Origin of the sequence: Pyramidobacter piscolens W5455, from assembly GCF_000177335.1 — a bacterium.
Lineage (GTDB): Bacteria > Synergistota > Synergistia > Synergistales > Dethiosulfovibrionaceae > Pyramidobacter > Pyramidobacter piscolens.
Genome location: NZ_ADFP01000117.1, coordinates 1 through 13305 on the forward strand (window position 1 = coordinate 1; position 13305 = coordinate 13305).

The following is a 13305-nucleotide window of genomic DNA, read 5'->3' on the forward strand; positions in this document are numbered from 1 at the left end:
TTTTTCCTCCCTAGTTTTTCCTAGAAATTTACTTCTTGCCAGCGGACTCAGCGCCGCTGGGGTTCAAGATCGCCTCGGCAACATTCTTGGGGACCGGCTCATAATGGTCGAACTGCATAGTGTAGTTGGCGCGCCCCGAAGTTTTGCTTCTCAAATCGGTGGCGTAACCGAACATCTCGCCAAGGGGCACATAAGCTTTGATGGCACGGGCATTCGCTCTCATTTCCATACCGTCGACACGGCCACGGCGAGACGAAAGATCCCCCATAACGTCGCCCACGTAATCTTCCGGGGTCACGACTTCGACGGACATAATTGGCTCCATCAGCGTAGGACTGGCCTTTCTCATGGCCTCCTTGAAAGCCATCGAAGCCGCGATCTTGAAGGCCATTTCCGAAGAGTCGACTTCGTGATAGCTTCCGTACACTAACTCAACCTTCACGCCAATGACGGGGAACCCGCCCAGCACACCGCTGCCCATGGCTTCTTCGAAACCCTTCTGACAGGCGGGGATGAACTCGCGAGGAATGACGCCGCCGACGATATCGTCCTCAAACACAAAGCCTTCCTGTCCGTCAGGCAAAGGCTCCATGTTGATGACGCAATCACCGTACTGTCCGTGACCGCCGCTCTGACGGACGAACTTGCCTTGAACCTTTTCGACGCGGTTCTGGATGGCCTCACGGTAAGCAACCTGAGGACGGCCAACGTTCACGTGAACGCCAAATTCACGGCGCAGGCGATCGACGATAATGTCAAGGTGAAGTTCGCCCATGCCGGAAATCGTCGTCTGCCCCGTCTCTTCATTATCCTTGACAACGAAGGTCGGATCCTCGTCAGACAGAGCGATCAACCCCTTGGCCAGCTTGGTCTTGTCCTCGGTCGTCGCGGGTTCGACCGCCAGAGTGATGACAGGGGCGGGGAACGTCAGGCTCTCAAGAACCACGGGATTGTTCTCATCGCAGAGCGTATCGCCTGTACGGGTGTTCTTGAGGCTTGGCAGGGCCACGATCATACCGGCGCTGGCGTCGTCGATGTCAATGCGTTTATTGGAATGCATCAGAAGGATGCGGCCAATACGTTCGCGCTTGCGGCTTGCAGGGTTGTAAAGAGTATCACCGGTATGAAGCGTGCCGGAGTAAATACGACAAAACGTCAGACGCCCGACAAAGGGGTCAACAGCAACCTTAAAGGCCAAAGCCGAAAGCGGCTCGTCCATTCTAGGATGGCGCTCAATCACCTTGGTCTCGTCATCAGGGGAAGTTCCCTCGACTGCGGGGATGTCAACAGGGCTGGGCAGATAATCGATAACCGCATCAAGTACGGGCTGAATGCCCTTGTTCTTGAAAGCGCTGCCGCAAAAGCAGGGCACGAACTTGAGCGCGATCGTCTGACGGCGGATAGCCGCCTTCAGCTGTTCGACCGTCGGCTCTTGTCCTTCGAGATACATGTTCATGATCTCGTCGTCGACGTCGCCCAGCTGCTCGATCAGGTTCTCGCGATACATTTTCGCGTCGTCGAGCATATCGGCGGGGATGTCGCGAAGCTCAGGATGCGCGCCCGACTCGTCGACATAAACGAGCTCCTTCATCTGAAGAAGATCGACGACGCCCTGGAACGAATCCTCCGCGCCGATAGGCAGAACCACGGGAACGGCGCGGGCGCCGAGACGATCATGAATCTGGCTCACAACGCCAAAAAAGTTCGCGCCGACACGATCCATCTTGTTGATGAACGCGATGCGAGGGACCTTGTACTTATCAGCCTGACGCCAGACCGTTTCCGATTGAGGCTCAACGCCGCCGACCGCACAGAAGACGGAAACAGCGCCATCGAGGACGCGCAAAGAACGCTCCACCTCAACCGTAAAATCCACGTGGCCGGGAGTGTCAATAATATTGATAAAACAATCCTTCCACTGGCAGGTAATAGCGGCGGAAGTGATGGTGATCCCGCGTTCGCGCTCCTGGGCCATCCAGTCCATGGTCGCGGTGCCGTCGTGAGTTTCGCCGATCTTGTAATTCACGCCCGTGTAGAACAGAATACGTTCCGTGGTCGTGGTCTTTCCGGCGTCGATATGGGCGGCAATGCCAATGTTGCGGATTTTCGTCAGATCTTTAGTCAGCATGGAACATCACCAGAAGCTGACTACCAACGGTAATGAGCGAAGGCTCTGTTGGCCTCAGCCATCTTGTGAGTGTCTTCGCGCTTTTTGACGGAGCTGCCTTCATTGTTGTAGGCGTCCATCAGTTCGCGGGCAAGACGCTCCGCCATAGGCATGCCTTTTTTGCTGCGCGCATAGGAAATGATCCAGCGGATGGCCAACGCCTGCGCACGCGCAGGCGCGACTTCGACGGGGACCTGATAGGTCGCGCCGCCGACGCGGCGGGAACGGACCTCGACCGCGGGCTTGACGTTTTCCATAGCCTTCTCGAACAGAGCCATAGGCTCAACTTTCAGCTTCTCGGCGGCTTTTTCGAGAGCTCCGTACATAATGCCCTCCGCCGTGCTCTTCTTGCCGTCAAGCATCAGAGTATTGATGAACTTCGTGACGACAACGCTGTTATAGGTCGCATCAGCGATGGTTTCACGTTTTTTGATATGCCCTTTACGCGGCATGAAATTTCCTCCTTAAATACTTACTTGGGGCGGCGAGCGCCGTACTTGGAGCGGCTGCGCTTGCGATCGGCAACGCCACCGCAGTCGAGAGCTCCGCGGACAATGTGGTAGCGGACGCCGGGAAGATCTTTAACACGACCGCCGCGCACGAGGACCACCGAGTGCTCCTGCAGATTGTGTCCGACGCCGGGGATGTAGGACGTAACTTCAATGCCGTTGGTCAAACGGACACGGGCCACCTTACGAAGAGCCGAGTTGGGCTTCTTGGGAGTCACGGTGTAGACACGGGTGCAGACGCCGCGGCGAACGGGCGAGTTCTGCAGCGCGGGAGACGCCGACTTGTAGGTCGCAGCGACGCGTCCCTTACGCACGAGCTGATTGATTGTTGGCACGCTATTTCCTCCTTCTTCCGAAAAAATTCTATTGGACTTCGCCGAAGAACAACTTCTCCGGCTGTCTTCCGTATGATGTACACCGGTCCGGGGTTGTCTGGATAAGTTCCGCGCGGGGAAGAAAACCAGCCTCTCTCGAGAGCATTCGTTTACTCAAGCCTTGGGGCTTGATCCACGGCAGATTAAACCAAAATGGTCCCAGACGTTCACCTTTCCCGAGGGAAAGAGCGCGCATCCTTGGAATCATCGCGGTTCCCGATAAAAGGACACAGTTCACCCTCGCACGAAAGACACCAAGAGATAATAGCAACGGGGCGCGCTAATGTCAAGCTTTTAGCACGCCCCGCATCGAGCATTTCAACCAATTCCTTCAGTGTTTTAAACTTACGGATTTGATTTTTTTAAATTCTCACTCGTCCGCCGGAACTTCAGCGCCTTCAGACAGCTGTTTTTCCGAAGCGTCATCGGCGTTCTCCGCTTCTGCGGCGGGTACGAACCTGCTGGAAACCTTAAGACTCTGAAAGCGTTCGATCCCCGTCCCGGCAGGAATCAGGTGACCGATGATGACGTTCTCCTTGAGTCCCATCAGATGATCGACCTGACTGCGCACAGCCGCGCCGGCAAGAATCTGGGCGGTCTGCTGGAAGGATGCGGCGCTCAGGAAGCTCTCCGTGGCGAGAGCCGCCTTGGTGATGCCGTGAATGAACTTTTTGCACAGAGGCGGGACGCGCAACTTGCGCACATAGGACACGCGCGAGATCAGCGCCACCTCTTCGCTCTGCGGCGAGGCTGGGCGCAGACTCAACTTCGGCACGCGACCGGCAATGATGCGCGCAGCGTGCTCTTCCGTGAGCGTAACGCCGGCGGGAATACTGCCCTTGCCCTCGCCAAGATCGACGACGTCCAGAGTGACTTTGCCGACAACGGCGTTAATGAGCGCTTGGGCCAGATACTCGTCGAGATGAATGGGCCTGTCGCTGTCGTGCAATGCCAGAGTCTTGATCTTGCTCTGCAGGATGGCCCGAATCACCGATGCGTCGACGATCCTGGGCATGTTGGGCACGGGGTTGCCTTCGGCGTCGAAAGCGGCGCTCAAAAGTTTGCCCCAATGAGTGCTGATCAGGCGTTCCTGAAGATAATCTATGACGTCGATGTGCTGGACGTTCTTCCAGATGCGGATGCTTCTGACAGGATTGCCGCTGAGCTTCTGCACCAGCTCGCCGCTGACTAAGTCATTGGTTCTGGCGATCACCTTGCCGCCTATCGAAACATCTTTGGCCAAATAGGCCGCGTCAGTGAGTTTGCGCAGAGTTTCCACGTCACGATAGAAATGGGGTTCCGAAGGTGTGGCCGTGATGCGAGTCAAGTCCTGCAACGTCAGCTCGCAAGAGTTGGGAATCACCGTGCCGTCGGCGCAGGTGATGGGTTCTACAGGCTGGAATCCCTTTAAGCGCGCGCGGAATGAAGCTTCGCCGACAATGACGTCCAACGGACAGTCGCCGTCAAGCAGATGGAGCTTGGTCATGGGCGTGCCGGCTTTGAGAAGCTCTTCGACCAACGGACGGTCGATGACGGTCTTCTGGCGGCTCGTGATCTCCGGCGTGGGATGGACGCCTTCCTGCCCGAGGAAAATCTTGCCGGAGAGCGCTTTCACGGCCTCTTCAAGATTGCGCTCGTTCTCCGCCGTCAGCTCGTCGATCTCTTTCTGCACGTCGGAAGCCCAGACCAGATCGCCCGCCACCAGCGAAGTGTCGCCTTCGTCGATGACGCGCAGGCGGTTGATCGGAGCGACTTTGCGCAGAATGACCTCGATGTGCTTGTTGTTGATGGAGACGCCCTGCGAACGGTAAACTTCCTGGATGCTGTCCACCAAGTATTTCTGCACGGCCTCCTGCCCCTCGACCTCGAGCAGCTGCTGAGGGTCGATGTAGCCGTCGGTGATCAGGGTATCCGATTTGACTTCATCCCCCTCTTCCACCAGAATGCTTTGAGAAGCGGGGATACTATAGGTAACTTTTTGCACGACATCGCTGTCGTTGGGCGTGCCTTCGATGATGACCTTGCGCTTGCCCTCGAGCTCGCGCACTTCGGCCACCTTGCCGTTGAGCCCTGCCAGATAGGAGACTTTTTTGGGACGACGCGCCTCGAAAAGTTGTTCGATGCGAGGAAGACCCTGGGTGATGTCCTCTCCGGAAATGCGCACGCCGCCGGTATGGAACGTGCGCATGGTCAGCTGAGTGCCGGGCTCGCCGATGGACTGCGCCGCGACGACGCCGACCGCTTCGCCGATGTTGACCATCTTGCGGCTGGACAGATCGACGCCATAGCACTTCCGGCAGATGCCGTAGGGCGACTCGCAGCTCAGCGGGCTGCGGACCCAGATGTGTTCGCGGATGTTCTCGATTTCAACGGCTTTGTCCGGCGAGATCAGTTCGTTCTTGCTGACAATGCGCTCGCCGCTGACGGGATGATCGATGTCTTCGAGGCTGGTGCGCCCGGCAATGCGCTCGCTCAGCGGGATGACGACCTTGCCGTCGCTCTTCATCGGTTCGATCTTGATGCCCTTGCTGGTGTGGCAGTCTTCTTCGAGGACAATGATGTCCTGGGCGACGTCGACCAGACGGCGGGTCAGATATCCCGACTTGGCCGTGCGCAGGGCCGTATCGGCCAACCCCTTGCGGGCTCCGTGGGTGGAAATGAAGTACTCCAGCATGTTCATGCCTTCACGGAAGTTCGTGGTAATCGGATAATCGATAATGCGTCCCGTCGGGTCGGCCATCAGGCCGCGGATGCCGGCCATCTGCGCCAGCTGTCCTCTGCTGCCTCGAGCACCGGACTCGACCATCATGCGGATGGGATTGGTAACGGCCATGTGATCCATGATGGAGTCGCCGATCTTGCCGGCCGCGCCAGACCACAGTTCTTCTTTCTGGCGCAGATATTCGTCTTCGGTGAGAATTCCCATCTCGTATTGGTCGCGGATACGTCCGTCGACATCCAGCGACTCGTTGACGAGCTGCTGCTTCTCGGGCGGAATGACGATAGCCTGCATCTGAAAGCTCAGGCCGCTGAGACAAGCCCAATGATAGCCGAGGTTCTTGATCGAGTCGAGCGTGTCCACCATCTCGATATGGCTGAGATAATCGTAGGCCTTGTCGAGCATGGCGCTGAGGTCTTTCTTGCCCATCTGGAAATTGACGAAACGCAGGCGCGGATTGAGGTGCAGGTTGAAGAGGGCACGCCCCGGCGACGTGATCAGCCACTTGCGGGTCTTGGGATCGAGAAAATCGCTGTCCTCCATGCCTTTTTTGGTAAGCGGCTTCCATTCGGGATCCCAGCGCAGATAGATGCGCGTGTTGACGTGCACCGCACCGTGGTCGAGAGCGGTCATCACGTCGTCGAGACTGTCGTAATAAGTGTTCTCGCCCTTGAGGCCGGAGACCATGTTGGTGATGTAGTAGACGCCGAGCAGAATGTCCTGGGTGGGCGAGACGATGGGCTTGCCGCTGGCGGGGGAGAGCAGGTTGTTGGCGGCCAGCATGAGCATGCGGGCCTCGGTCTGGGCCTCGATGGACAGCGGCACGTGGACGGCCATCTGATCGCCGTCGAAGTCGGCATTGAAGGCCGTGCAGGCCATGGGGTGCAGGCGGATGGCCTTGCCTTCCATGAGGATCGGCTCGAAAGCCTGAATGCCCAGACGGTGCAGCGTCGGGGCGCGGTTGAGCATGACGGGATGATCCTTGATGATCTCTTCGAGGATGCCCCAGATCTCTTCGTTGCCGCGCTCGATCATGCGCTTGCCGTTTTTGACGTTGGTGGCGATCCCCTTCTCGACCATCTTCTGGATGACGAACGGCTTGAACAGCTCCAACGCCATCTGCTTGGGCAGCCCGCACTGGTACAGGCGCAGGAATGGGCCGATGGCGATAACGGAACGGCCGGAATAATCGACGCGCTTACCCAACAGGTTCTGGCGGAAACGGCCCTTCTTGCCGCGCAGCAAGTCGGTAAGACTCTTGAGCGGCCGGTTGCCGGCGCCGAGCACGGCCTTGCCCATGCGGCCGTTATCGATCAAGGCGTCGACGGATTCCTGAAGCATGCGCTTCTCGTTGCGGATGATGATCTCGGGGGCTTTGAGTTCCTTCAGCTTGCTGAGGCGGTTGTTGCGGTTGATGACGCGGCGGTACAGATCGTTGAGGTCGGATGTGGCGAAGCGGCCGCCGTCGAGCTGGACCATGGGGCGCAGGTCGGGGGGGATAACGGGCAAGACTTCGAGCACCATGGACTGGGGCGCGCAGTCGCCCTTGCGGAAGTCCTCCACCACCTGAAGGCGCTTGACGATCTTGCGGCGCTTCTGTCCTGTCGTTTCGGAAAGTTCCTCGCGCAGTTCCTGGACGAGATGGTTCAGATTCATGGCGCAAAGCTTTTCGCGCACGCCTTCGGCGCCGATGCCGGCCTTGAACTTGGGATCGTAAGCCGAGCACAGGTACTGTTCGCGCTCGATGATGATGTCGGATTCGGAGAACGGCGATTCGCCCTCGTCGATGACCAGGTAACAGGGATCCTCGACGACGACGCTCTCAAGCTGCGAGGTGAAACGGTGCGGATATTTTTCCTGGAACAGGGTGTGTTCCGACTGGGAGAGAATCTGTCCCTTGCTGTAGGGCAGATGAGTCACCGAGGTGACGACGTAGCTGTCCTGAGAGCCCGTCTTGCGGCGTTCGGCTTCGACGGTGTTGCCGTCTTCGCGCAGAGCTGCGAGATCTGATTCGGAAATGTTGTCGCCGATGGTCCATTTGTGGTCGACGCGCGTCTCGGCGATCAGTCCGGCGGCGGTCAGCACGGATACATCGCCGGCGGTGACACCGTTGAGGGAGAGGATGGTGTAGGCCGGCTCCGCCGAGAAAGAGTCTTCGCCCCATTCCGACTGGTAACGGGCCAGCTGGTTGGCGCTGATCACGTCGCCGGCGGCAAGCGGCACGTCGTCCGTGGAGAGGATGCGGTACGCCTCTTCGGCCTTGAATTTGGGGTCGTAATGAGCGTGGACGCGCATCTCCGATTCGGAGATCACGTCGTCTTTGGCGGCCAAGTCGGGACGTTTGCCCTCGATGACGATCTTGTAGGCCGCCTCGCGCTTGCGCAGCGGCGCGAAATAGACCACGCGCTCCAGCATTTTGGTGGGCGTGCCCAGCAGCAGGCTGAGACGGCTGGGAATGCCGCGCAGATACCAGATGTGCACGACGGGAGCCGCCAGTTCGATATGTCCCATGCGCTCGCGGCGCACGCGGTTGTCGGTGACTTCGACGCCGCAGCGGTCGCAGACGACGCCCTTGAACTTGGGACCGCTCTTCTTGTACTTGCCGCAGGCGCACTCGTAGCTTTTGGTCGGCCCGAAGATGCGCTCGCAGAAAAGGCCGTCGCGTTCGGGACGCAACGTGCGGTAGTTGATCGTTTCGGGCTTTTTGACTTCGCCATGGGACAGTTCCCGGATCTGGTCGGGAGTGGCCAGGCGCAGACGGATTCCGACGATTTCTTTATTCATAAGGAGAATCACTCCATTTCTATCCAATAAATGACGAAAAGACGAATACGAGACCGGGAAACGTTCGGAAGCGGGAGAGAAAGCGACAGCGCTCTCCCGCTTTTCTTTTTGTCGTTTACTCGTTCGGGTTGGGCATTTCCCGCGCTTCGGGATCCGCCGTTTCCTCGCCGCCGGCGTTCGCTTCATCCGCATCCGGCAGCGCTTCGGACTCCTCCTCACCGCCGGATCCCGCAGCGTTTCGTTCCGCCGGCTGAGCGGGCAAGTCCGCTGCGGCGGCGAACATCATATCGCTGGCGGTGATGTTGTCAATGTCGCTGGGACGGCGCGGGCCGTCGTCATCGTCGTCGATCGGGAGCGGGCCGGAAGTGCCGTCGCTGTAATCGATGGAAACGGTCAGCCCCAGGCCTTCCAGTTCCTTGACGAGCACTTTGAAGCTCTCGGGCACGCCGGGCTTGGTGAGGTTCTGCCCCTTGATGATCTTTTCGTAGGTCTTGAGTCGGCCGCGGATATCGTCGGACTTGACGGTGAGCATTTCCTGAAGCACGTGCGCGGCGCCGTAGCCCTGCAGGGCCCAGACTTCCATCTCGCCGAAGCGCTGGCCGCCGAACTGGGCCTTTCCGCCCAGAGGCTGCTGCGTGATCAGGCTGTACGGCCCGACGGAACGGGCGTGCAGCTTGTCGTCGACGAGGTGGTTCAGTTTGAGCATGTACATGACGCCAACGGTGCTGGGCTCGGCCATCAGGTCGCCGGTGCGCCCGTCGCGCAGGCGGATCGTGCCGCCCGACGACAGTTTGCCGCGCAGGTCGGGGTCGCGGTCGGAAATCTCTTGCAGCATCTTGTAGATTTCCTCTTCCGTGGCGCCCTCGAACACGGGGGTGCCGACGTTCCAGCCGTTCTTGAGGGCGACGAAGCCGAGGATGACTTCGAGCACCTGGCCGAGGTTCATGCGGCTGGGAACGCCCAAAGGGTTGAGACAGACGTCGACGGGCGTGCCGTCGGGCAGATAGGGCATGTCCTCCACGGGCAGGACGCGGGAAACGACGCCCTTGTTGCCGTGGCGTCCCGACATCTTGTCGCCGACGGTGATCTTGCGCCACTGGGCCACGTAGACCTTGATGACCTCGTTGACGCCGGGGCTGAGCGACTCGGGATTGTCGACGTGGTTGAGGCGCTTGACGGAAACGACTTTGCCGCGCGTGCCGTGAGGCAGGTGCAGCGACGTGTCGCGCACTTCGCCGGCTTTTTCGCCGAAAATGGCGCGCAGCAGTTTTTCCTCGGGGCTGTGGTCGGCCTCGCCTTTGGGCGTGACCTTGCCGACGAGGATGTCGCCGGGGTTGACCTCGGCGCCGATGCGCACCACGCCGTCCTCGTCGAGATTGCGCAGCGCGTCTTCGCCGACATTGGGGATGTCGCGGGTGATCTCCTCGGGGCCAAGCTTGGTGTCGCGGGAATCGATCTCGTACTCTTCGATGTGGATGGAAGAAAAATAGTCTTCCTTGACGAGCTTTTCGCTGAGCAGGATGGCGTCCTCGTAGTTGTAGCCTTCCCATGGCACGAAGGCAATGAGCACGTTACGCCCGAGCGCCAGCTCGCCGCCGTCGACGGATTGGCCGTCGGCCAGCAATTCGTCGGTTTTTACCCTGTCACCCACGTCGACCGTGGGACGCTGGTGAATGATGGTCCCCTGATTGGAGCGCAGGAACTTGTCGAGTTCGAATTCATGGCGGCCGCCGTTGTCGTCGGTCACTTCGATGCGGTCGGAATCGACATAGGTGACGGAGCCGTCGCAGGAAGAATAGACGCAGCAGCCGGAATCGCGGGCCACGCGCTCTTCGATGCCGGTGCCGACAAAAGGAGCTTTGGGCAGCAGCAGAGGCACGGCCTGACGCTGCATGTTCGAACCCATCAGAGCGCGATTGGCGTCGTCGTGCTCGAGGAACGGGATCAGCGCGGCGGAAGCCGACACGACCTGCTTCGAAGATACGTCGAGGAAATCCACCTGTTCGGGAGCGATCTTGACGATATCGCCCTTGTAGCGGGCGTACACGGCGTCTTCCGTCAGGCGCCCCGTTTGCGGATCGAAGGGCGTGTTGGCGCGGCCGACGTAATAGTTGTCCTCCTCGTCGGCGGACAGATAGACGACGTCTTCCGCCTTCGTGGAGACCACGCCGTTTTTGACGGGGCGGCGCGGCGTGATCAGGAAGCCGTACTCGTTGAGGCGCGCGTAGGTACCCAGCGAAGTCACCAGACCGATGTTCGGACCTTCGGGCGTCTCGATGGGACAGATGCGGCCATAGTGGGTGTAGTGAACGTCGCGGGCTTCGAATCCGGCGCGCTCGCGGCTCAGACCGCCGGGGCCCAGGGCCGAAAGGCGGCGGCGGTGCGTCAGCTCCGAAAGAGGATTGTTCTGATCCATGAACTGCGACAGCTGTCCCGAACCGAAGAACTCGCGCAGAGCGGCCGCCAGCGGACGCACGTTGATCAAATCGCGGGCCATGGCCTTGCTGAGGTCGGCCACAGTGGTCATGCGTTCCTTGGCGATGCGCTCGAGACGCAGCATGCCGATGCGCAGCTGACTCTGCAGCAGTTCGCCGATGGAGCGGACGCGGCGGTTGCCGAGATGGTCGATGTCGTCGACACGCTCCTCGCCGATCTCGGGGAACGTCATGTCGTCGCGCTGCTCCTCCGTGTCGCGCAGGGCGACCAGCCCCTTGACAATACGGACCAGATCGTCGAGCGTAAGCAGGTACTCGTCTTTCTTCAGGCTCAGGCCGAGGCGGCGGTTCAGCTTGTAGCGCCCGACGCGCCCCAGCGTGTAACGGCGCACGTCGAGGAACAGTTCGTCGAAGTATTCGCGCGCGCCCTCGATGCGCACGGGCTCGTTCGGCCTCATGCGGCGCAGGATCTCCAGCAGCGCTTCGTCGGTGCTGTTGGCGTTCTCCTTTTCAAGCGCGGAGACGAAGATCGGCGCTACATTCCACACTTTGAGCGACGTGCGTCCCTGCTCCCATAGCAGCTCGAGCCCGTCCTTGTCAAGCCGGGTCCCCTCGTGGAGCAGCACCTGCCCGCGGGAATCGGTGACCGACTCGGCCAGAAGGCGGCCGGCCGCTTCTTCCGTGACGATGTCCAGATCTTCCACAACGCCGCCGAACGCCTTGAGCAGCTCCTCGTTCGTGCCCAGGCCGAAGGCCTTGAGCAGCAGCGTGGCGGGCAGCTTGCGGCGGCTGTCGATATTGACCGACAGCGAATCGCCGGCCATGACGAACTCCACCCAGGCACCGCGCTCGGGGATGATCTTCGCCGAATAATTCTGCGCGCCCGAGGCGCCGGGTTCGGACTTGAAATAAACGCCGGCGCTGCGGGCCAGCTGATTGACGACGACGCGCTCGGTGCCGTTGATGATGAAGGTGCCGCGCGGAGTCATGACGGGGAAGTCGCCGAGGTAGATTTCCTCCTCGCGCACTTCCTGCGCGCGGTCGTTGTGCAGGCGCACCTTGGCCCTGATCGGACGGTGCCACGTGCAGTCACGGCGCTTCGCTTCCTCCTGCGACATGGAAGGCTCGTCGATCTCGTAGCCCAGGAACTCAAGACGGAAACTGCCGTCGAAATTGCTGATCGGGGAAATTTCGTCGAGAAGCTCCTGAAGGCCCACGGACTCGCGATCCTCCGGCGCTGCGCCTTCCTGGAAAAAACTGCGGTAAGACTCGCGCTGAACTTCCACCATGTCGGGAAGCGGGATTACATCGTGCCCGCTGCCGAAAATCAGACGCTGACGCCCCTTGCTCACCGGAACAAACTCAGCCATGCGTGTTCAACCTCCACACATCCAGAATAAAAGTCTCACTAGAAAGAAAATTTCGACACGGATTTCTCCACTTTCAGCGTTCAGTGAATTTAAGTGGTTAATCCGTCGCCCACGGGCTTCGCCGCCGTTTACAAAAAGGGCGGCGCGCCGCGAAAAAAGCCGCGCAAAATACAAAAAAAGGCTGCACCAAGCAATGCTTGATGCAGCCCTCGCGTATCGGTGACATTGCCATCTTGAAAAAAAAGATGGTGCCCGAGGGGAGACTCGAACTCCCACAGGCTAGTGCCCACTAGAACCTGAATCTAGCGCGTCTACCAATTCCGCCACCCGGGCGTTTCCTGAACACGTGGTTATTATACAGATCTTTTCGATTTTGACAAGCCCCCAAAAACTTTTTTCACCGGGTTTTTTTTCGTCTCAGGCCAGCCCCGCGGCGCGGGAGATGCGGTCGCGCAGCGCCCGGCCGATGCCGCCGCTCGGCGGCCACTGGGCGACGATGGGCAGACCGTCCTTTTCCAGCTCGCGCAGCGCCGAGAAGAGGCCGTGGGCGTACGCTTCGAAGCCGTCGAAATGGATCTGGCGCGCAGGGAGTTTTTCCGACGCCGCCACGCCCATGTACGTGAACCGTTCCGGCCACGCGAACGCCGCGCCCGGCTCCCAGACGCGTACTTCCACGGCGGGCGCGTAATGGCGGTAGCGGGTGCCCGGCGAGCGTTTCAGTTCGTTGACGCCGACGGGCAGCGCCACTTCGCCGAGAAATTCCCGCAACTCTTCCATAGAAACGCCGCCGGGGCGCAGCAGCACCGGCACGGCGGCGCTGACGTCGAGCACGGTCGATTCGACGCCGACGCGGCACTCGCCCGCGTCGAGGATCATCGCCGCGGCGGAGCCGATGTCCTCGGCCACGGTCTGCGCGTTCGTGGGGCTGGGGCGGCCGCTGCGGTTGG

At 60.0% G+C, this 13305-nt stretch carries 6 protein-coding genes and 1 tRNA gene; all 7 read right to left on the bottom strand.

All coding sequences use genetic code 11. The features are described from left to right. Nucleotides 1-28: 28 nt before the first annotated feature. The gene (gene fusA / locus HMPREF7215_RS09825) at nt 29-2128 is read right to left on the bottom strand and encodes an elongation factor G (RefSeq protein WP_009165705.1); all 2100 of its coding nucleotides are present in this window, start codon (nt 2126-2128) and stop codon (nt 29-31) included. Between the two features lie 20 nt (nt 2129-2148). Beyond that, nucleotides 2149-2619, bottom strand: a complete 471-nt coding sequence (gene rpsG / locus HMPREF7215_RS09830) for a 30S ribosomal protein S7 (RefSeq protein WP_009165706.1) — start codon at nt 2617-2619, stop codon at nt 2149-2151. A 20-nt stretch (nt 2620-2639) separates the two neighbouring features. Beyond that, nucleotides 2640-3011 carry a 30S ribosomal protein S12 gene (gene rpsL, locus HMPREF7215_RS09835; protein ID WP_009165707.1) on the bottom strand — a complete coding sequence of 124 codons (372 nt, stop codon included), beginning with the start codon at nt 3009-3011 and terminating at the stop codon, nt 2640-2642. Between the two features lie 409 nt (nt 3012-3420). Next, nucleotides 3421-8553: a DNA-directed RNA polymerase subunit beta' gene (gene rpoC / locus HMPREF7215_RS09840; protein ID WP_009165708.1), complete on the bottom strand. Its 5133-nt coding sequence runs from the start codon at nt 8551-8553 to the stop codon at nt 3421-3423. A gap of 115 nt (nt 8554-8668) precedes the next feature. After that, a complete protein-coding gene (gene rpoB / locus HMPREF7215_RS09845; protein ID WP_009165709.1) occupies nt 8669-12358 on the bottom strand; it encodes a DNA-directed RNA polymerase subunit beta in 3690 nt (1229 codons plus the stop codon). 246 nt (nt 12359-12604) lie between these two features. Beyond that, a tRNA-Leu gene (locus HMPREF7215_RS09850) sits at nt 12605-12691 on the bottom strand. An 84-nt stretch (nt 12692-12775) separates the two neighbouring features. After that, the coding region (locus tag HMPREF7215_RS09855) for an L-threonylcarbamoyladenylate synthase (RefSeq protein ID WP_009165710.1) at nt 12776-13305 on the bottom strand (530 nt) is incomplete at its 5' end.